The 19,509-nt window shown below is 70.2% G+C and carries 16 protein-coding genes; 5 read left to right on the top strand and 11 right to left on the bottom strand.

Annotation, left to right across the window (positions count from 1 at the left end):
• Positions 1 to 216 precede the first annotated feature (216 nt).
• Positions 217 to 1,182 carry a cellulose binding domain-containing protein gene (locus F6W97_RS37165; RefSeq protein WP_155375281.1) on the top strand — a complete coding sequence of 322 codons (966 nt, stop codon included), beginning with the start codon at positions 217 to 219 and terminating at the stop codon, positions 1,180 to 1,182.
• Positions 1,183 to 1,354: 172 nt separating this feature from the next.
• On the opposite strand, the gene F6W97_RS37160 is transcribed toward F6W97_RS37165, so the two are convergent.
• From F6W97_RS37160 to F6W97_RS37140, 5 genes are all read right to left on the bottom strand, one after another.
• Positions 1,355 to 2,245 carry a hypothetical protein gene (locus tag F6W97_RS37160; RefSeq protein WP_155375280.1) on the bottom strand — a complete coding sequence of 297 codons (891 nt, stop codon included), beginning with the start codon at positions 2,243 to 2,245 and terminating at the stop codon, positions 1,355 to 1,357.
• Between the two features lie 509 nt (positions 2,246 to 2,754).
• A complete protein-coding gene (locus F6W97_RS37155) occupies positions 2,755 to 3,327 on the bottom strand; it encodes a hypothetical protein (RefSeq protein WP_155375279.1) in 573 nt (190 codons plus the stop codon).
• Positions 3,324 to 5,135 carry a M91 family zinc metallopeptidase gene (locus tag F6W97_RS37150; RefSeq protein WP_155375278.1) on the bottom strand — a complete coding sequence of 604 codons (1,812 nt, stop codon included), beginning with the start codon at positions 5,133 to 5,135 and terminating at the stop codon, positions 3,324 to 3,326. Before F6W97_RS37150 ends, F6W97_RS37155 begins: the two co-directional genes overlap by 4 nt.
• Positions 5,136 to 5,151: 16 nt before the next feature.
• Positions 5,152 to 5,481 (bottom strand): hypothetical protein, encoded by a 330-nt coding sequence (locus tag F6W97_RS37145; RefSeq protein ID WP_155375277.1) that lies wholly within the window; start codon positions 5,479 to 5,481, stop codon positions 5,152 to 5,154.
• Positions 5,482 to 5,590: 109 nt separating this feature from the next.
• Positions 5,591 to 6,349 carry a hypothetical protein gene (locus F6W97_RS37140; RefSeq protein WP_155375276.1) on the bottom strand — a complete coding sequence of 253 codons (759 nt, stop codon included), beginning with the start codon at positions 6,347 to 6,349 and terminating at the stop codon, positions 5,591 to 5,593.
• 302 nt (positions 6,350 to 6,651) lie between these two features.
• Between F6W97_RS37140 and F6W97_RS37135 the strand changes: the two genes are divergently transcribed.
• From F6W97_RS37135 to F6W97_RS37125, 3 genes are all read left to right on the top strand, one after another.
• Positions 6,652 to 7,662, top strand: coding sequence for an RNA polymerase subunit sigma-70 (locus F6W97_RS37135; RefSeq protein ID WP_155375275.1), 1,011 nt, complete (start codon positions 6,652 to 6,654; stop codon positions 7,660 to 7,662).
• Positions 7,663 to 7,929: 267 nt separating this feature from the next.
• On the top strand, positions 7,930 to 8,778 hold the full coding sequence (locus tag F6W97_RS37130; RefSeq protein ID WP_230687286.1) for a M15 family metallopeptidase: 849 nt from the start codon (positions 7,930 to 7,932) through the stop codon (positions 8,776 to 8,778).
• Between the two features lie 46 nt (positions 8,779 to 8,824).
• Positions 8,825 to 9,280 (top strand): hypothetical protein, encoded by a 456-nt coding sequence (locus F6W97_RS37125; protein WP_155375273.1) that lies wholly within the window; start codon positions 8,825 to 8,827, stop codon positions 9,278 to 9,280.
• Positions 9,281 to 9,289: 9 nt separating this feature from the next.
• Here the strand turns inward: F6W97_RS37125 and F6W97_RS37120 are convergent, their stop codons facing one another.
• From F6W97_RS37120 to F6W97_RS37110, 3 genes are all read right to left on the bottom strand, one after another.
• The gene (locus tag F6W97_RS37120) at positions 9,290 to 9,718 is read right to left on the bottom strand and encodes a DUF3592 domain-containing protein (protein WP_155375272.1); all 429 of its coding nucleotides are present in this window, start codon (positions 9,716 to 9,718) and stop codon (positions 9,290 to 9,292) included.
• A 151-nt stretch (positions 9,719 to 9,869) separates the two neighbouring features.
• Positions 9,870 to 10,814: a hypothetical protein gene (locus F6W97_RS37115; protein ID WP_155375271.1), complete on the bottom strand. Its 945-nt coding sequence runs from the start codon at positions 10,812 to 10,814 to the stop codon at positions 9,870 to 9,872.
• Positions 10,815 to 10,994: 180 nt separating this feature from the next.
• Positions 10,995 to 11,639: a nuclear transport factor 2 family protein gene (locus F6W97_RS37110; protein WP_155375270.1), complete on the bottom strand. Its 645-nt coding sequence runs from the start codon at positions 11,637 to 11,639 to the stop codon at positions 10,995 to 10,997.
• Between the two features lie 545 nt (positions 11,640 to 12,184).
• Here F6W97_RS37110 and F6W97_RS37105 point away from each other — a divergent pair.
• The gene (locus F6W97_RS37105) at positions 12,185 to 15,331 is read left to right on the top strand and encodes an ATP-binding protein (protein WP_155375269.1); all 3,147 of its coding nucleotides are present in this window, start codon (positions 12,185 to 12,187) and stop codon (positions 15,329 to 15,331) included.
• A 3-nt stretch (positions 15,332 to 15,334) separates the two neighbouring features.
• Here F6W97_RS37105 and F6W97_RS37100 read toward each other — a convergent pair whose 3' ends face one another.
• The 3 genes from F6W97_RS37100 to F6W97_RS37090 all read right to left on the bottom strand — a co-directional run bounded on the left by F6W97_RS37100 (position 15,335) and on the right by F6W97_RS37090 (position 19,367).
• A complete protein-coding gene (locus F6W97_RS37100) occupies positions 15,335 to 16,189 on the bottom strand; it encodes an ABC transporter permease (protein WP_155375268.1) in 855 nt (284 codons plus the stop codon).
• Positions 16,186 to 17,184, bottom strand: coding sequence for an ATP-binding cassette domain-containing protein (locus F6W97_RS37095; RefSeq protein WP_155375267.1), 999 nt, complete (start codon positions 17,182 to 17,184; stop codon positions 16,186 to 16,188). The genes F6W97_RS37100 and F6W97_RS37095 overlap by 4 nt, the downstream gene beginning before the upstream one ends.
• 167 nt (positions 17,185 to 17,351) lie before the next feature.
• On the bottom strand, positions 17,352 to 19,367 hold the full coding sequence (locus F6W97_RS37090; protein ID WP_155375266.1) for a S8 family serine peptidase: 2,016 nt from the start codon (positions 19,365 to 19,367) through the stop codon (positions 17,352 to 17,354).
• Positions 19,368 to 19,509: the final 142 nt, after the last annotated feature.

Here is a 19,509-nt window from a genome sequence, read left to right as displayed (position 1 = left end):
CTTAGCCGGCACATCGCCAGGCGCGGAGGACCACTCAGGTCCTCCGCGCCCGGCCCGCTCTGGACGAGCGACGACGGCCACCCCGGATACGGGGCCGGGCCGCCGAGGCAGCCGGCGAGTCGCGAGGATGCCGCGACCATGAACCGGTTCGTGACAGCGCTGACCGCGACGGCGGCCGTTGCCAATGATCGATGAATATCTATAGACTTCATCGACATGAGGCTACCAACTGCTCCTGTGCGCCGGCTCGCCCGATTCGCCACGGCAGTCGTCCTGGGCGTGGGTGCGATCACCCTCCTGCCCGCTCCAGCACACGCGGCGACCGTGACCTTCGCCAAGGAAAGCCACTGGTCCAGCGGCTACGTCGGCAAGATGACCGTGCACAACCCCAGTGCGGCGACGCTCACCTCGTGGCGGGTCGAGTTCGACCTGCCGGCCGGCACCACGCTCGGCTCGTACTGGAACGCGAGCATGACCCGTGACGGCAGCCGCTTCGTCTTCACCAACATGTCGTGGAACGGCACGCTGGCGCCTGGCGCCTCGACCAGCTTCGGCTGGGTGGCGAGCGGCAGCGGTGAGCCGCAGGGCTGCACGGTCAACGGCGCACCCTGCTCCGGCCCGCCGGCGGTCGATGTGACCCCGCCCTCGACGCCGACGAACGTTCACTTCGTGACCGGTTCGTTCACCGGCATTGTCTGGACGCCGTCCACCGACGACACCGGCGTGGTCGAGTACCAGATCTTCCACCGATCCACCCAGATCGGGACCTCGACGACGGCGAGCTACCGTATGCCGACCCCGCCACCGATGGTCACGACCTACGGGGTACGGGCTGTCGACGCGGCCGGCAACATCTCCCCGTTCGCGCCACTCCACGTCGGCCAACTGCCGGACGCGATCCCGCCGACCGCACCCGCCAACCTGCGGATCGGCGGCATGTCGCCCGACCACCTGACGGTGCGCTGGGACGCCGCGACGGACGAGACGTTCCTCGTCGGGTACGAGATCTACCTGAACGGCACGCTGACCAGCAAAGTCGGCGGCACCAGCGGCTACGTCCCGTTCACCGGTTTCGGGGTTTACACGGTACGGGTGCGGGCCTGGGACGCCTCGGGCAACTTCGGGCCGTACGCCCAGGTGAGCATCGCCATCGACCCGCCGCCGCCTCCACCGGCACGCTGAGACCGGCCTGCCGGGCGTGGCGTGTGCCGCCATGCCACACCCGGCGTGTCACCTCACACTTCACGGAGCCGGCCCGGAACCCCGGACACGGAGCGAGGGCCGGCTCCGACCATCGATGAGGCTGTCGGCCTGGCGGTCGCTGCGATGGCCCGGACCGACCCCGCGTCGAGGTCTACTCGGTGAAGACCTTCACGGAGTCGGCGCTACCGCCGTTTCGGTTGATGGCGACGAAGAACTCGCTCCCCACGTGGGTGATGTCTTCGATCTCGTCGGTCAGGTTGTTCCCCGGAACTCCGATGTCGCTCTCCACATCGCCTCCGGACCAGTTGTACTGGTACACCCAGTTCCACCCGGTCGCCGGCGTGGAGTCGTTGATCGACTTGGTGTTCCAGATATAGTTTTCGGAGCAGTCAATGCCCTGGTCCGAACGATTGTCGTGACTCGTCAGGTTGCTCTTAACCAGCGTCCATCCACTCGTGAGCGCACCGGAACCGGGATGGGTCCACAGGCTGCCCAGCCGTCTGGCGGCATACTTGCCGGCCCCGCCGGCTGCTGTCGAGCTGTAGCAGAGGCCGCTGATGTTGCCTACCGGCAGACGCACTTCCGCGCTTGTGCCAATGGACCCGTCGGCGTTCAGGCGCACGATTGTCACCTTGTCGCTCGGATACGCGGATTGACTTCCCTGGGTGGCAATCAAGGCCGGGCCCTGGCTCAGATAGTTTGCATTGTAAGCAAGGTCGTTACCGTGGCCGAGTGTGGGAATGGAAGTCGGCGCCCCGGCGCAGATCCAGCTGGCGCCATCCCAGGTTGAGCCGTCGCGCAGCCACCTGGACAGGACCGGCTCCGCGCCGGCTGCCTTGGTGAAAACGATGTAAAGCTGGCCGCCTGGCCCGGCGACCATGCCTTGCAGGACCGTGCGACCTGCCTTGCAAGCGCTGCTGTCCGGTATGTTCAGCTGTTCCGCCCCGCTCCTGTTCGTAGCCGCGTAGGCCGACGTTGTCGAGGCAATGGCAATTCCGGTTGAGAGTGCCAACACGGACGCGACGCTTAACAGTTTCTTCACTCGGCGTCTCTCCTTTGTGGATGACAGAGAGCGCAGCATACCAAATCGTGTCAAGCGGCTCCTATCGCATTTGGGAGCAATTGCACTGGTATGCAAGGACAGACTGAGCCCAGTGCGATCTACGTATTCCCGCACCGGCAGGGCGGTGTGTCGTGGTGTGGTTTGAATTCGCGGGCGATGCCGCCGGCGCTGCGGCCGGTGAGCCGCTGGGCGAAGATCCACCGTAAGGCCGAGGGGCAGGGCTCTACCGGGGAGATTCGAGCTGTACGGCGGTCCTGATCAGGCGGGCCAGGGCTGGTGAGCGGCTGTGCGTGGGCCAGGCGAACTGCGTCTGGTCGTGGATCTCAGGGCCGGGGCCGGGGATAGATGCCGTGTCTTGGCCAGCGTGCCCGGGGGAGGTCGTTGATGTCAGCCATCGCGATGAATGCCGGCCTGGCCGCATGTCGCAGCGGACAGGTCGGCATCCAGGTCGCGGGAGGCGACAACACACGAACGCGGGCCGGCGAGCGTCACGGCACCTCGAACGGCTCACCGCAGAGGATGGTCTGCGGGCTTGCGGGCGGGTAGAGCCCAGCTGCCGCGGGCGGGTTGTCGTCGGTCACCTCGGTGAACCCGATGCAGAAGACCACCTTCCGCCCGGCCAGCGGGATCGGCGTGCGCTGGGCGGACGCCGGATGATCGGGCTCCACCTGAAGCGGCACCCGGAAACTGCCCGAGCTGCTGGCACCGGGCTCGAGCACGGAGCCGCGAATCCGCTCGGTGGGTTCGCGTGCGCCGCCGCAGTCGCTGGTGTCCGGGGTCTGGCAGGGGTGGATGATGCGCTTGGCCAGCTCGATCACCCCGTCGTCGCGGACGCTGACCTCCATGGGCCCGCGCGACCAGCCGGGCTGCTGCGGATCGGTCCACCCTCCGTCGTAGAGCACCACCGGCGTTTCGGACTGGTTGGCCAGGGTGTATTCGACCGTGACGTCGCCGCCGGCGACGGCTGTCCGCACCGTCAGGTCCAGGTCCGGGTCGCCCGAGCAGGCGGCCAGCACCGCCGAGACGAGCAGCAGGCCGGCGGTGCGGCACGTTCTCGTCACCAGCCGTCCCCCGAGTAGGTGCGGTAGGTGTCGCGGTCGCGCATGCCCATCTCGCGGCGTAGCCCGTTCTCGGTGTACTGGATCGGGTGGTCGGGGTCGATCTGGTCCGGCGTCGAGGAGTCGTCGTCGTGGTCGAAGGGCAGCCCCGCCGCCTGCCGCTCGCCCTTCTTGATGCCGTCGTCGGGCCCGCCGGCGATCGTCTCCTCCTGGAAGGTGTCGTTCCAGTAGTCGTAGACGTGCCCGAGCTCGTGGTACAGCACCACCGACGGCCGGCCGCGCTCGGAGTCGAAGGTGAAGGCGGGGTTGTACTGGATGACGGAGTCCGAGTTGGCGAGCTTGTGGCCTTTGCTGGCGTAGCCGTTCTCGTCGCTGAGTTCCTTGATGGTCAGCGTGTTCTCGCCGAGCCAGAAGTTCGGGTCGCGCTTGTCCTGGAGGTTTTCCAGCATCTGCTGGCCGGTCGGTGAGGCGCGGTACATGTCGAGGTCGGCCAGCACCCGTTCCTTGAACTCGTCGGAGCCCTCGATCTTGATGAACTGCGCCTTGTCGCTGATCTCGACCTTGACATCGGAGGCCACGCCGTCGACGGTGTCCTCGTCCTGCCGGTACGCGGTGTCGCGGCCGCCGCCTGCGATGATGCTGTCCTTGCCGTGCCCGCCGTAGTAGACGTCGTCGCCGGTGCCGCCGGCGAGCCTGTCGTCGCCGTGGCCGCCGGACAGCACGTCGTTGCCGGTGCCGCCGTGCAGCGAGTCGTTGCCCTTCGCGCCTTCGAGGTAGTCGTCGTCCTCGCCGCCGGACAGCTGGTCGTCACCGCCCAGGCCGTACAGGGTGTCCTGGCCGGACCCGCCGGACAGCACGTCGTTTCCGTCCTGCCCGTCGATGTAGTCGATGCCGGCGCCGCCGGAGATGTAGTCGTCGCTCCGGCCGCCGTAGAGGTCGTCCGTTCCGCGCCCACCGAAGATCTTCTCAGCGCCGTCGCCGCCGCGGAGAGTGTCGTTTCCTGCTCCGCCGAGGAGCGTCACGCTGATGTTGGAGCCCTTGGGGACCTCGATGGTGTCGTTGCCCTCGCCGCCGCGGATGGTGACCGGGGTGCCCGGCGGGTAGTAGTAGTCCGAGCCGTTGACGGTCACGATGACGTCACCGGTCTTCGGGTCGATCCTGACCTTGACGTCGTCGTTCCCGGTGCCGGTGTTCACGACCGCCCGGCCGTCCACCATGATCACCGAGACGCCGTCTGTCGCCTCGGGGGGAAGCGTGAACGGGTCGGTGGTGCCGGTGGCGATCGCGCCCCAGTCGGTGGCGATGGTGTCCCAGGCCGACTTGTCGAAACCGCTGACCTTCTGGTCGAGCGCCTGCTCCAGCTCCTTGCGCAGCTTGACGGCCTCGGCCACGGTGTCGCCGATCAGCTTCTGCTCCTCCGCGCTGCGCGGATGGAACGTGCCGCCGACGTCGCGGAACTTCACCTTGTCGTACTCGGCGTCGAGCAGCCCCTGGTAGCGCTGGAGCAGATCGGCTATGCCCTCAAGGTGGCCGGCGAGCTTGCCCGCGTTGTCCTGCAGCGCGTCGACGCTGGACACCACCTTGGTCTTGTGGCTGACATAGCTGTCGCGGGCCGGGCCCGACCACTGGGAGCCGACCAGTTTCTTGGCGTCCGCGTCGATGTCGTCGCCCAGCGACGTGGCAGACTTGCCGAACCGTCGCCACGCCGAGGCGGCACTGTTGATCCGCCCCGGGTTCGCGTGCAGCTTCCAGGTCGATTCGGCCGCCGTGATCGGCGGGAAGTGCTCCTGGTCTTCCGGTGGGATTCCCATCGGCGACCTCCCGTGGTCAGATCGGAATGTTGCGGTGCTTCTGCCGCAGCTTGCGCTCGGCTTCCTCATCCGCCTGCTGGTAGGCGAAGGCCACCCGCAGCAGGCTCTCGTTGTCCACCTCGAGCACGGTGACCAGCCGCTCGGTGGCCGTGCCCGCGCTGCCCTCCACACGGTGGTAGGCCTCGCTCTGCCTGGCCGCGTTGGTCACATTGCCGAAGTCGGACGTGGACAGCACCGCGTCAGCCCTGATGGTGCGCAGTGCCGTCGCGAGATCCTGCGAGCTGTCCAGACAGGACTGTGCGACCCGTGCCAGCTCGACCGGATCGGCCCGTACCTCCCCGCTCATGCAGGCACCCTACAACGCCGCCGCACCGCGCTCCACCCCTGCCGGAACGCGGGGTGTGCGCCGGCGGTGCTCCAGCGCCACGGGCGCAGGCAGCGTCTCGAGACCGGGGTCAGAGCCGGGCCAGCGCACCCTTGTCCGCTTCGACGATTTTGCCGGTGGGCGGGGTGAGGCCGAGGGGCTTGCCGAAGTCGGTGAACTCGATGACCAGGACACCGCTGCCGTCGCGCGGTGAGCGCAGCACGTAGCGCAGGTCGATCGCCAGCTGCGTCAGCCGGCCCTCGGCGTCGAGCCTGGCCTGGAAGGACACCTGCTTGGCCGCGGCCGCGGCCGCGGCAGGCAGACCGGAGGGCAGCAAGGGCGATGTGGTCATGTCGAGCTTGCCGAGCAGTACGCCGTCCGCGCTGCGGCCCACGTCGACCGCGGCGCGCAGCAGCTTGTCGGCGCCGGTGGGGTCGGCGAGCGAGCGGTGCAGGGATCCGGCCGGGTCTACCTTGTCCACGTCGGTGTGCAGCCAGGCGCCGCTGCCGGTGGTCTTGATCCACAGGTCGCCGCGGATGCGGGTCAGCTCGAGGCTGTTCTTGCGGCCGTCGACGGCGACCGTGGTGGTGGAGGTGGCGTCGCCGGAGACGCCGTCGAACCGGCCGGCGCCGGTGATGGCGAATTCGCCGGTCATGTCGGCGGTGAACGACGCGGTGGTGGCACGCAGCTTGTCGGCGGCGGCGGTGAGCAGGTCGATCGCGGCCGGGGTGGGCGACGGCGACGCGCTGGGCGCCGCGGGTGGCGCAGCCGGGGTGCCGCCACATCCGGTGGCGAGCATGCCGACTGCGATGGCGAAGACCACCGCCGCCGCGGCCCGTTTGATGGTCATTTCTCGTCTCCCGGGGACGTGCGGCTTGCCCGACGGCCGGGAGCCTACCTGGATCTTGTCAGAAGGGGTGCGGCCGCTTATCTCGATCAGGTCACAGGGGCGCCGACAGTGGCAGGGTGGAGCGCAATGCCGGACGAGCGGTCTCTGTCGACGTCGGGAAGCCGCGCCCTCCTGGCCACGCGGCGTCGTGCCTGCCCGCGGATCCGCACTGGATCAGCCGTGCCGACCGGCCCTGGTGATGAGTTTTCGCGCCGGTGCCCGTCACACCTACGACAGACATGATGAGGCGGAAGGATGACGTGATGAGTGCGGACACGATGTCGGAGGAACCGGGCGGGAGCGGGCCGGGCGAGGTCGAGGAGCCGGCTTTCTCGGGGCTGGCCGAGCGGCACCGGCGCGAGCTGCACGTGCACTGCTACCGGATGCTCGGGTCGTTCGAGGACGCCGAGGACGCCGTGCAGGAGACGTTCCTGCGTGCCTGGCGGCGGCGGGAGACCTTCCAGGGGCGCTCGACGTTGCGGGCCTGGCTGTACCGGATCGCCACCAACGCCTGCCTGGACATGCTCGCCAAGTGCCGCCCGGAGCCCGCGACCGGCGGGGAGGTGCTGTGGCTGCAGCCCTACCCGGACCGGCTGCTCGACGAGCTGCCCGCCGGCGGCGCGGACGAGCCGGAGGCCGTCGCCGTCGCGCGGGAGACGATCGAGCTGGCGTACGTGGTCGCGGTCCAGCACCTCGCACCGCGACCGCGGGCCGTGCTGATCCTGCGCGACGTGGTCGGCTGGCCGGCGAAGGACGTCGCGGAGCTCCTCGGGGACTCCGTCAACTCCGTGAACAGCGCGCTGCAGCGGGCCCGCGCCGGCCTGCGCGAGCACCTGCCCGCCGAGCGGCAGGACTGGACCGGTGGGGAGGAGGACGCCGGGACGCGCGAGCTGGTGCGCCGCTACACCGACGCCAGCGTGGCCACGGACATCGCCGGGCTCGCCGCGCTGCTGCGCGACGACGTCCGCTGCTCGATGCCGCCCACGCCGGGCCTGCACGTCGGCCGCGACGCGGTGGTCGGCGACTGGGTCGAGAGCGGCTTCGAGGACATGAGGAACCTGCGCGCCGTGCTCACCTCCGTGAACCGGCAGCCCGCCGTGGCCTTCTACCACCGGCGGAAGCGGGAGGGCGCGTACCTGCCGCTGACGATCGACGTCCTGCGCGTCACCGGTGGGGCGATCACCGAGATCGTCACGTTCCACGCCGACCGGTTCCCGCGGCTCGGGCTGCCGGACCGCCTGCCTGCGGACGGCACGGACGGAGCAACGGCATGAACCCCACCCTGGCGCGGAGCCTGCGCACCCGTACCGGTTGAGGATCCCGCAACAGCACGACACGTGGCGCAGGGGCGTGCGCAAGCGCCCGTCCCTGCCCGGTCAGCACAGCGTCGGTGCGCGACGATGATGCCGCTCATCAGGGAAAAAGCTATCCTTGCCGAAATGCGCGCCCCCGAAGTCCTCTTGCCGTCCGCCTGTTCCGTGGCCCGTACGGATGCGGCTCCTCGGCGGCGCGGCGGCGCTCGAACGGCGGGCCTGCTGGCCGTGGCTGTGTTCCTGGGTTACGCCCTCGCCGGATGTTCGAGTGTCCAGGCCGCTCCAGAAGTGGACAATGCGGCACATAATGCGTTTGCTGCGCCGACAGCGCGCATCGAGTATCAAAGCCCTGCGCCCAGCGGCCCCCTCAACGCCACCGCCGCGCCGTCCTGGCTGGGAACACGAGCGCTGCCGGCAGGGCCGCAGGGGTACGCCGCGGCCCAGGAGACCCCGGCCGAGCTGCGTACCCGGTCGATCGTCACCGTCGACGACCTGCCGCCACCGGCGGACGGCCGCTTCCATGCGACCGTCCAGGCGGTGCCGGCCGCCGTGCTCGCCCGGTCCAGCTGGACGAAGGCCTGCCCGATCGCCGCGGCCGACCTGCGCTACCTCACGGTCGGCTTCCGCGGCTTCGACGGCCGCGCGCACACCGGCGAGCTGCTGGCCAACGCCCGGGTGGCCGACGACCTGGTCACCGTGTTCGAGCGGCTCTTCGCCGCGGGCTTCCCGATCGAGCGGATGCGGATCTCCAGTGCCGCGGAACTAAACGCACCGTCGACCGGCGACCACAACACCACCGAGGTGTTCGCCTGCCGATCGGTACGCGGCCGAAAGGGCTGGTCCCAGCACGCCTACGGCCTCGCCGTGGATCTCAACCCCTTCCAGAACCCGTACCACAAGGGCAAGGTCGTCCTGCCGGAACTCGCCACCGCCTACCTCGACCGAGCCGATGTGCGGCCCGGCATGGCGCAGCCCCGCGAGGAGGCCGTCCAGGCCTTCGCCGCGATCGGATGGAAGTGGGGCGGCGACTACCGATCCCTGAAGGACTACATGCACTTCTCGGCCACCGGCGGCTGAGCCGGCCGTGCGGGATACCGTATGAGCGCGATGGGGAGGTACTCCGGTGGACCTTGCCGAGGCTTTGCAGATCCGGCCAGGCGACGTGCTGAGGCTGACGGCCGATCCGGTCGAGACGGAGATCGTCCGCCTCGACCGCTACTACGTCTACCTCCGAACGCCGTGGGGGCAGGTCGACCCGGCCTCCGCCTACCGGTGGGACGGCAGCCGGGCCTTCCCGCGACATGACGACAACCATGATTGGCTCAACACCCCATGGCGGTATGTCGAGGAGCCCGGCAAGGTCGGGTCGAGCTGTTCCCTTCACATACCGCCGACGACGGTCGTCGTGCGTGAATCGGTGACCCACGACCCACCGCTGGACACCGGAGAGCTGCCCCGACCGGTGCTGATGATCTCGGTATGCCCGAAGCACCTGCTCGACCACGAGGAAGCCGGATACGGGGTCTGGTTCGACACGAGTGAACCGATCGACGTGGAGCTGATCTCGTCCGGTTCGTGAAGGCCGTCCCTAGCCGTTGTCCGGCGCCTGTCCGCGGGACGAGGTCAGCCGGCCGACGACGGAAATGAAGACGGCGAAGACCGCCAGGACGGCGAACCACCCCGGCGCCGAAGTCCACAGCGGGGTGGCATAGCCGTCGGCGGTGGCGATCCGCTCCGGGTGGTCCGGGTCGACGTAGACGGTGAGGGCCTGACCCACCGGAATCGCGTCGATCACCCACGGGTATCGCAGCTCGGCTGTGCGGGCCTGCCCCTGCGCCGTGTAGCCGACGGTGTACCAGTGATCGAGTTCGTCGTTGTGGTCGGCGGTGACGATGGCCCGGGTCGGGCTGCCGTGCTCGACGATCCGGGTCCGCTGCTGCTCGCCGACGAGGTAGATGCCGACGGCGAGCAGACCCAGGACGAAGGCGATCGCCAGCCCCGCGATCGTGCGCCGCATGGTGAAAATCATCGCCTGTCCTCTCGCGTGACCCGTGCAGGCGAACGCTACGCGCGAAAAGGCCGTTGCCGCGCGTCGGTGATCCGTCAGGGCGAGTGGGTGGCGCTGTGGCTCGGTCGCCGGACCACAGCGCTTCCCGCCGTCGCGTGCGTCAGGCCGCGACGTAGCCGTTGAACACGTGGACCCCGTCGTAGGCGCCGTCGGGGTTCGCGCGGTTCGTGTTGAAGTACAGCTTGCCGTCGCTGATGCCGACGCCTTCGATCTCGAATTTGGTCGAGTACGCCGAGGACGTGATGCGGAACGAGAGGTCCGTGGCCGCGGGGGCGGTCCCGGTCGTCGTCGGCGACACGTTGCGGTACACGAGCACGATGCTGCGGTTGTCCTTGGTCAGCGGGTAGTAGAGGACCTTCTTGGGCGCGTCGTAGAAGAACCCCTGGTTGGCGAAGGTCCCCAGGTCCGGCACCGTGGCGCCGTTGACGAGGGCGCCCTCGACCTGCAGGTCGAACGCCTTCGTCAGGTTGACGGTCCCGGAAGAGGCGCGTAGCGGGAGGCCGGCGTTGTAGACCGTCCTGCCGCTCTTGAACATGAACGTGATCGTGGTGCTGGTGACCGAGACTCGGCTGATGCCGGACGGCGTCGATACGGCGCCGTTGAGGCGCACCTGGTATGACCCGGCGTGGTAGTAGGTGGTGCCGTCGTAGCGGAGCCGCACCAGCTGGGCGCCGCTGGTGTTCATGGTGACGACGAACATGTGGTGCTGGCCGTCGATGTCGACGATCGTCATGTCGTTGGCGTGGCCGAGCCAGGTGTTGGTCGACCCGCCGCTGGTGCCGTTGGCCATCAGCACCCGGTCACCGGTGGTCTTGTGGACCCGGTAGATGACGGAGACGTCGTCGTGGTCGGTGTGGTTCTTGATCGAGTAGAGGTAGGTGGCTCCGGCGGCGAAGCCCTGTACCCCGGTGCAGCAGCTCGTGTCGGGTGTGCCGGCGATGTCGGAGTACGTGTTGTAGTAGGCGGCCTGGGCCGGCTGTCCGGAGAGCACCAGAAGGCCCAGCACCATCGCGACCGAGATCGTCAGTCGTCTACCGAATCGCATGTTGTCCTCCCCGGACGTTCGACGACCCGGGCCCGGTGCCGCGGAGATCGTCGAGTGCAGGGTACGGATCGATGTCCGATTTGGCCAAGCGAGGCGGATTCGCGGTGTGAAACGAACGAATTGGTGCGGCGCAAGCGGCGGGGCCACCCGGGTGATGCCGGGCGGCCCCGCCGGGTGGTGTCAGTGCGCGACCGGGCAGCCGCCCGTGAGCTTGCCGAGGAACTGGTTCGGGTCGTAGTAGTGCTCGACCTCCACCAGCTTCAGGTCATCGCTGACCTTGGCGACGCTGACCCCGAACATCTCGATCACCTTGCCGTCCGGCTGGTGGCCGTGGTACTCGCCCTCGAACGTGCCCCAGTGCCGCCACTTGAACGTGACGACCGGCGGCGGGCTGATGACTTCCAGGACCTCCCAGTAGAACCCGCCCGGGAACGCCTTGTGGAAGATGTGGTGCGAGGACTCGAACGACTCCTGGCCGCTACGGTAGAACGGGCTGTCGCCGATGAGGATGTTGTAGCTGCCGATGTCGACGATGTCCTGCGCGCTGGCCCACGGACCGCCGTTGACGTTGGTCCGGAAGTGCTCGGTCACCATCGACACCCAGGTCGCCGGGTCCTTCTTGTACGAGACCTCCATCTCGAACACCTGCACGATGCTCTCGACGATCGCCTCGAGCGAGTCGGGCGCGTGCTGGGTGGAGCGCTGGCCCGGCATGACGCTGTGGGAGAGGTGGTAGTCGGGGGTGGTGCCGTCGCGCCAGGCCGACGGGTCGGCGGCGTCGATGACGGCGGTGCGGCCTTGCAGCCACAGAGGGGTTTCGGACACGATGGGGTTTCCGCCCTTTCACGAACGGTGGGGGTGTTACGGCAGGCCGGCCGCCTGCCGTAAGTCGAGGAAGGGCTCATGGGCCACGAACCGCGGACGATCAGGGGCGGTGGCGTGCCGCCGCAGGATCGACTCGGACAGTCCGATCTCGGCAGCCGTCGCCCGCGGAGGTGCCCTTTCCGCAGCGGCGACCGGCCGCCGTGAGGGCCCACGTAACACCTCCGGCTCGCTGGTCGCAGTGAGACTATCGATGTTGGGGCATCGACGGAACCCCGAAAGTCAGCAGATGGGCGAATCGCCGCCGCTGTGCCTCGCTGACCGGCTCGTGCTCGATCACGGCTGCGCGTCGTGGCGTACGCGATGGGGAAGACTCCCTCCGGTTGCCGGCTCGCGGCTCGCCGGCGCGGCCCGCGCCGGAGCCACCGGAGTCCGGCGGGTGCCGGAGCGCGCCAAAGCGGCCGGTGGGCCGTCCGCGACCGAGCAGCAGCCGGTCGACCTGGTCGTGGCCGGAGATCACCAGATCGTCCAGCGCTTAGACTTGGCGGGTGCCGATCACCCTGTCGTTGCTGGAAGCGGTGCGCTGGGACGGCGAGCCGGTGGTTGGTGAGCGGCCGCAAGCGCTCCTCGCCGCGCTCGCCGCTGCCGGACGGACGGTCGGCTCCGCACGGCTGGTCGACCTCATCTGGGACGACGACGTCCCCGCCAATCCGCTCAAAGCGTTGCAGGTGCTGGTCTCCCGGACCAGGGCGGCGCACGGGCCGGACTCGGTGGTGCGCGACGGCGACGGCTACCGCCTGGGCGTCGACCGGTCGCAGGTGGACACGCAGGTGCTCGCGGACGGGCTCGCCGCCGCCCGGTCGGTGTTCGAGTCCGACCCGGCACGCGCGGCCGAGCAGGCAGCGCAAGCTGTGTCGTTCGGCACGGTCGGCGACGACAGCGGCCACGGTCCGCTCGGGTCGCTGCGGCGCGCGGCCGGACATGACCTCGCGCAGGCCCGGCTGGTGCTGGCCAGGGCCAAGGTCAGGCTCGGTGAGCACGCCGAGGCGCTGCCCACCTTGACCGAGGCGTGGGCCGCGAGCCCCGCCGACGAGTCACTGCTGGCGGATCTGCTGCGCAGCGAGGCGGCGGTCCGCGGCGCCGGTGCCGCGCTGAGCAGGTACGAGGCCTACCGCGCGGACCTGCGTGAGCGCATCGGCAGCGACCCCGGCCCGGACCTGCGCCGGGTCTACAGCGAGCTGCTCGTGCAGGACAGCCCGGTCCGGGCCGGGGTGCGCCACGAGTCGACCACGCTGCTCGGCCGGGCTGCCGACATCCGCCGGTTGCAGGCGATGCTGGCGGCGTCCCGGGTGGTGTCCATCGTCGGGCCGGGAGGGCTGGGCAAGACCCGGCTGGCCCACGTGCTCGGCCGCGAGTATCCCGCCCCGGTGGTGCATTTCGTCGAGCTCGTCGGCGTCACGGCACCCGACGACCTGGTCGGGGAGGTGGGGTCGGCGCTGGGGGTGCGGGACTCGGTCAGCGGCCGGCGCGCGCTCACCGCCGAGCAGTGGGCCGACGTGCGGGCCCGGATCGCGCGCTACCTCGACCAGGCGCCGAGCCTGCTGATCCTGGACAACTGCGAGCACATCGTCGCCGCCGTCGCCGACCTCGTCGCCTACCTGGCCGCCGCCACCCGCGAGCTGCGCGTGCTCACCACCACCCGGGCGCCGCTGGCCATCGCCGCCGAACAGGTGTACCCGCTGGCCGAGCTGGACCCCGAGGACGCGGCCGAGCTTTTCCGGCAGCGGGCCAGGGCGGCCCGACCGGACGTGCACCTCGCCGACGCCGACGAGGTGGTGGCCGAGATCGTCGTGCGGCTCGACGGGCTGCCGCTCGCGATCGAACTGGCGGCGGCGAAGGTGCGCGTGATGGCGGTCGCGGACATCGCGCGTCGCCTGGAGAACCGGTTCGCGCTGCTGCGCGGCGGGGACCGCAGCGCACCCGACCGGCATCAGACGCTGCTCGCCGTCATCGACTGGTCCTGGAACCTGCTCGCCGAACGGGAGCGCCGGGCGCTGCGCTGGCTGTCGGTGTTCCACGACGGGTTCACCCTGGCCGCCGCGGAGGCGATGCTCGGCGACGACGCGCTGTCGGCGGTGCAGGATCTGGCGGACCAGTCGTTGCTGACCGTGGTGGAGACCGGTCCCGGCGGCGTGCGCTACCGGATGCTGGAGACCGTACGCGAGTTCGGCCGGATGCAGCTGATCGACGCCGGTGAGGACGGCGCGGCCGAGCAGGCCCAGCGCGCCTGGGCGGTCGCCTTCTCCGCCCGGCACGCCCGCGCCCTGTTCAGCCCGCGGCAGTTCGACGTCGTCGACGCCATCCGCCCGGAGGAGGGCAACCTGTCCGACGTGCTCCGCCGGACCTTCGCCGCGCCGGACCCGGCGGCGACGGTGCAGATCCTGGCCGCGCTGGCCGGATACTGGATCATCCTGGGGGAGCACCCCCGGCTGCTCGTGCTCATCGAAGCGGCCGCGCACGCGGTCGACGGCTGGACGCCCCCGCCGGACCTGGCCGACGCCACCCGGATGGCGATCGCGATGACCCTCAACGGTTCCCTGGTCGCCAACTCGCCGCACTCCGACCTGCTGCGGGCCACGCTGCGGGCGATCGGGCCGGGCGAGCACGATCCGTGGATCTCCGCGATGGTCACCATGCTGACCGACATCGACCCGCGCTCGGCCGACGGCTTCCTCCACCAGCTGCGTGCGCACGCGGCTTCCCCGGACCGCGAGATCGCCGCCCTGGCGCTGCCGTGGCTGAGCCAGGCCCTGGAGAACATGGGCGATCCGGACGCGGCCATGGACGCCGCCGAGCGCGGGTTGCAGACCGCCGACGACACGGTCGGCCCCTGGTCACAGGCGATCATGCACACCATGGCCGCACAGCTCGCGATGCAGCTCGGCCGGGGCAAGGAAGCGGCGGTCCACGCGTTTGCCGCGTTGCCGGTGCTGGACCGGCTCGGCGCCCGTGATGACGCCATCCAGCTGCGGTCACTGCTCGCCCTGGTGATGATCTCCAACGGTGACGTCGACGGCGCCGCCGGACAGCTCGGCGACCTCGGCGACGCGACGGAGTCCGACGGAGCCCTGGCCGGCCGGCTCTCCTTCGATCTCGCCAGGGCAGAGCTGGCCCTGGCCCGCGGTGATGTCGAGGCGGGGCTGGCCGGCTACCGCGCGGCGGGTGTGCGAATACGTGAGCTGCGGATTCCGTCCGTCGCGGCGACGGGGTTGGAGCCGTGGGTGCTGGTGGCCGAGGCGACGAGCCTGGCCGCCCACGCCTACTACGCGCCGGCCGGCGACCCGATCGGCGCGGCGTTGTTCACGCGGGCCCGTGACCAGGCGTTGCAGGTGCTCGACCCCGACCATCCCTACCTGGACTATCCGGTCTGCGGGCTGGTGCTGTTCGCGCTCGGCGGGTGGGGACTGCTGCGCGGCGCGCTGCCCGTCCCGGAGGCGGTGCGGCTGATCGCGCTGGCGGACCGGTTCGCGTACAACCGGAGCATGCCCACGCTGGCCTGGGAGCGCATCGCCGTCCACGCCGAGGAGCGGGCACCGGGGCTGCTGGCCGCGCTGGCCACCGAGTACGGGGACAGGCGCGGCCCCGACCTGCTCGGCGAGGCGCGAAGCCTGGTGGAGCGGGTCGGGGCCGGGTGATCTCTACAGGTGGCGCTTGTAGCTGCGTACCGACAGCGGCGCGAAGACGGCGATGACGGCCGCGCAGGCCACCAGTGCCCAGCCGACGTGCCCCGTGACGGTGCCGTCGTTGGCCAGGTCGCGGGTGGCGGTGACCACGTACGACACCGGGTTGACCTTCACGAACGCGGCGAGCCAGCTCGGCAGGGTCTCGACCGGGACCAGCGCGTTGGACATGAACGTCAGCGGGAACATGATCATCATGGAGATGCCCTGGACGCTCTGCGCACTGCGGGCCAGCGTGCCGACCCAGGTGAACACCCAGGCCAGTGACCAGCCGGCGATCATCGTGAGGACGATCGCCATCGCCACCCCGGCCACGCCGCCGCCGGGGCGGTAGCCCATGGCGATACCGGTGACGAAGGTCAGCGTCGAGGCGATGGCGTACCGCAGCAGGTCGGCGATCATGGGACCGGCCAGCGGTGCGATCCGGGCCATCGGCAGCGACTTGAACCGGTCGAAGACGCCCTTCTCCATGTCCTCGCGCAGCTGCACGCCGGTGGCCATGCACGCCGTCAGCGCGGTCTGCGCCAGGATGCCGGGGATCACCAGCGGCAGGTAGGCCTCCACGCTGCCGGACAGGCCGCCGCCGAGCAGGTACGCGAACATCGCCGTGAACAGCAACGGCTGGATGGTGACGTCGAAGAACTGCTCCGGGTTGCGGCGCATCTTCTTGGTCGCCCGCCACGCCATCGACATCGTCTGGCTGATCGTCTCGCGCAGGCTGTTGTGCGACGTCGTACGGGCGGCGATGTCGCCGGGGGTCAGCCGTCGCGGCGGCGTGGCCACCGGAGCCGGCTGGGTCATCTGCATGGTCATCGGGCCACCTCGAGCTGGCGGGAGTCCGCGGTCGCGGACGGGTCGACGCTGTCGCCGGTGTCGTGCCCGGTGAGAGCCAGGAACACCTCGTCGAGGGTCGGCGCGTCGACGCTCACCGAGGTGATGCCGATGCCGGCCTCGCGCAGGCTGATGAGCACGTCCGCGGCCCGGTCCGCGGCGTCGAGCGCCACGTTCAGCCGCCCCGACTCGGGGCTGAGCACCGGATCCTCGCCCAGCAGGCGGCGTACGACATCCGCCGCGACGGTCTGCTCGGCGGCGTCGGTCAGCCGCAGCCGCAGGGTCGAGTTGCCGACGGAGGCCTTCAGCTCGTCGGGTGTGCCCTCGGCGACCTTGCGGCCGCGGTCGATGACCGCGATCCGGTCGGCGAGCTGGTCGGCCTCGTCCAGGTACTGGGTCGTCAGCAGGACCGTGCAGCCGCCCGCGACCAGCTCGCGGATGGTGTCCCACATCTGCCCGCGGGTACGCGGGTCCAGTCCCGTGGTCGGCTCGTCCAGGAAGATCAGCGGCGGTCGCGTGATCAGGCTGGCGGCCAGATCGAGCCGCCGCCGCATGCCTCCGCTGAACTGGGAGATCGGCTTGTTCGCCGCCTCCTGCAGGCCGAACTGCTCCAGCAGCTGGGCCGCCGTCGCACGTGACGTCCGGCTGGACACGCCCTGCAGGCGGCCGAACAGCCACAGGTTCTCGTTGGCGGTCAGGTTCTCGTCCACGGACGCGTACTGCCCGGTCACCCCGAGCAGCTGCCTGGTGCGGTGCGGGTCGCGGCGCACGTCCACGCCGAAGATCTCCGCCCGGCCCCCGTCGATGGGCAGCAGCGTGGCCAGCATCTTGAGCATCGTGGTCTTGCCGGCGCCGTTGGGGCCGAGCACGCCGTAGATCTCACCCTGGTCGACGTGCAGGTCGACCCCGTCGACGGCGCGGAAGTCGCCGAACGACTTCACCAGGCCCTCCGCGTGGACCGCGGGAATGTGATTCATCTTCGCTCCCTCGTGGCCGGCGTCAGCCGGTCGAGGAACAGCATTCACGGGGCCGGTTCCACCGCGCCTACACCGCGGTTTCACCGCCTTTCACGCGCTCGCGCGCCGGTTTCACGAGGGGCGGGCCGGCCTGCCCGGCACGGAGCCGGGCAGGCCGGATTCCGGCGTCAGCCGGGCAGGTAGCCGGCCGGCACGGGAACGTCGCCGGCCAGGCCGAAGGTGGACAGGTCCACGTCGCCGGCCGGGTTGCGGATGTACCAGGTGGTCGCGCTGCCGGCCGCCCGGGTGATCGCGGGACCGGTGGCGGGTGTGGCGCCGGTGGCGGAGTAGACGCCCGGGACGAGGCGGTCGCCCGCCTGGCCGAACCTGATGCCGTAGAAGCTGCCACCCGAGCTGGGCTTGATGTACCAGGTCGCGTCCGAGGGCCGCCACACGGCCGGATCGGCCTTGCGGTCGCCGTCGTAGTCGGCGGGGACCAGGCGGTCGCCGGTGCTGCCGAAGACCTGGCGGACCGTGGCTCCGTCCGACGAGCGCAGGATGTACCAGGCGTTCTCCGCCGGTCGATGGACCGCGGGGTCGGCCCGGCCGTCACCGTCGTAGTCGGCCGCGACCGGCACGTCGCCGTTGCGCCCGAACGCCACCGCCGTCACCGCGCCGTCGAAGCTGCGCCTGATCCACCACATGCCGTCCGCGGGCCGCCAGATCGCGATGTCGGTGCGCCGGTCGCCGTCGAAGTCCTCCGGGACCGTGACGTCTGACGCCTGGCCGAAGGACACGACCTCTGCCGAACCGCTTGAGCTGCGCCTGATCCACCACGTCCCGGTCGACGGGCGGAAGACCGCCGCGTCGGTCCTGGCGTCGCCGTCGTAGTCGCCGGGCACGATGCGATCGCCTGCCGCGCCCCAGAGGACGCTGTAGGGAGAGCCGCCGCTTGCGCCCGCCGGGATGTACCAGGTGCTGTTGCCCGGCCGCCATACCGCACGGTCGGTGCGGCCGTCGCCGTCGAAGTCGCTGCGCACGATGGCCCGCGGCAGCGGGAACTGTGTGTACAGCAGGACGACCGGTGAGTCGATCAGCGTGCCCTGCCCGACGATGGCGTTTCGCACCTGCTGCGGTGTCGCGTAGGGGTGGTACTGGAGGTAGAGCGCCGCCGCGCCCGCCACGTGCGGCGCGGCCATCGACGTGCCGGAGTCGACCTCGCTGGCTGTGTCGCCGGCGAAGGACGCCGAGATGATGTCCTCGCCGGGGGCGTAGATGTCCAGGCACGGTCCCCAGTTGGTCCAGGAGGCCTGCCGGTCCAGGCGGTCGGTGGCGCCCACCGTGATGGCCTCGGGCACCAGTGCCGGGGTGGCATCACACGTGTTGAGGCTGTTGTTGCCCGCCGCGATGGCGTAGGTGATCCCGGCGGCGATCGAGGCGCGGACCGCGTCTTCGAGCGGCTTGAAGGTGCAGTTGCAGCTGAGGCTCATGTTGACCACGGCCGGGCGCACCGCGTTGGCGGTGACCCAGTCGACCCCGGCGAGCACGATGGAGAACGCTCCCGCGCCCTCGCAGTTGAGCACCCGCACCGCGTGCAGGGTCACCTGCTTGGCCACGCCGTAGCCGGCTCCGCCGAGGGTGCCCGCCACGTGGGTGCCGTGACCGTTGCAGTCCTGCGGGTCCGCGTCCTTCTCCATGAAGTCCCAGCCGTTGCCGACCCGCCCGGCGAACTGCTGGTGGGTCTTGCGGATGCCGCTGTCGAGGACGTAGGCGTGGACCCCGGACCCGGTGGCCGTGTAGTTGTACTGGCCGTTGAGCGGCAGGCCACGCTGATCGACACGGTCGAGACCCCAGCTGGCCGCGGACTCGGCGATGGTCGCGATCTTGTCCTGCTGCACATAGGCGACACTCGGTTCGCTGCGTACCGCGGCCAGCGCGGTGCTGTTCAGGGTTGCGGCGAAACCACGGAGCGCGGCCGTGTAGCGGAAATGGATCTGGCCGCCGTTGCCGAGCGCGACCTGCTCCGCGGCCTGGCCGACGGTGCCGTCGCGCAGGACGATGACATACCTGTCCCCGAAACCCGGACCCGGATCTCGCAACACGGCCGTCGCCGGCGCCGCGTGTGCAGGCGCGGCCAGTGCCGGTGCAGCCAAACCTGCTGCGGTGAGCAGCGCCAACGCGGCGACTGCGGTTCTGTTGACCATCCCGTTCCCTTCGGCGTCGACCGTCACCACGTGTCTTCGACGTCGGGAATCGACGGTCCTGGCTGCCGAGTGAAAGTCGTGGATGTCTTCGATGGGAACGGTGAAGATACCAGCGTCGGGGCGGCACACGACAGGGCGTGGG

This window comes from Catellatospora vulcania (genome assembly GCF_009720385.1).
GTDB lineage: Bacteria > Actinomycetota > Actinomycetes > Mycobacteriales > Micromonosporaceae > Catellatospora > Catellatospora vulcania.
Note: the sequence above shows the minus strand (reverse complement) of the source record. Positions and strands in the feature narration are given on the sequence as shown.

Excerpts from the sequence above, each read along its gene's own strand:
- F6W97_RS37140 (WP_155375276.1), bottom strand. The coding sequence starts at position 6,349 with ATGACCATCAAACGGGCCGCGGCGGCGGTGGTCTTCGCCATCGCAGTC.
- F6W97_RS37100 (WP_155375268.1), bottom strand. The coding sequence starts at position 16,189 with ATGACCATGCAGATGACCCAGCCGGCTCCGGTGGCCACGCCGCCGCGA.
- F6W97_RS37150 (WP_155375278.1), bottom strand. The coding sequence starts at position 5,135 with ATGGGAATCCCACCGGAAGACCAGGAGCACTTCCCGCCGATCACGGCG.
- F6W97_RS37120 (WP_155375272.1), bottom strand. The coding sequence starts at position 9,718 with ATGCGGCGCACGATCGCGGGGCTGGCGATCGCCTTCGTCCTGGGTCTG.
- F6W97_RS37145 (WP_155375277.1), bottom strand. The coding sequence starts at position 5,481 with ATGAGCGGGGAGGTACGGGCCGATCCGGTCGAGCTGGCACGGGTCGCA.
- F6W97_RS37090 (WP_155375266.1), bottom strand. The coding sequence starts at position 19,367 with ATGGTCAACAGAACCGCAGTCGCCGCGTTGGCGCTGCTCACCGCAGCA.
- F6W97_RS37095 (WP_155375267.1), bottom strand. The coding sequence starts at position 17,184 with ATGAATCACATTCCCGCGGTCCACGCGGAGGGCCTGGTGAAGTCGTTC.
- F6W97_RS37135 (WP_155375275.1), top strand. The coding sequence starts at position 6,652 with ATGAGTGCGGACACGATGTCGGAGGAACCGGGCGGGAGCGGGCCGGGC.
- F6W97_RS37115 (WP_155375271.1), bottom strand. The coding sequence starts at position 10,814 with ATGCGATTCGGTAGACGACTGACGATCTCGGTCGCGATGGTGCTGGGC.
- F6W97_RS37165 (WP_155375281.1), top strand. The coding sequence starts at position 217 with ATGAGGCTACCAACTGCTCCTGTGCGCCGGCTCGCCCGATTCGCCACG.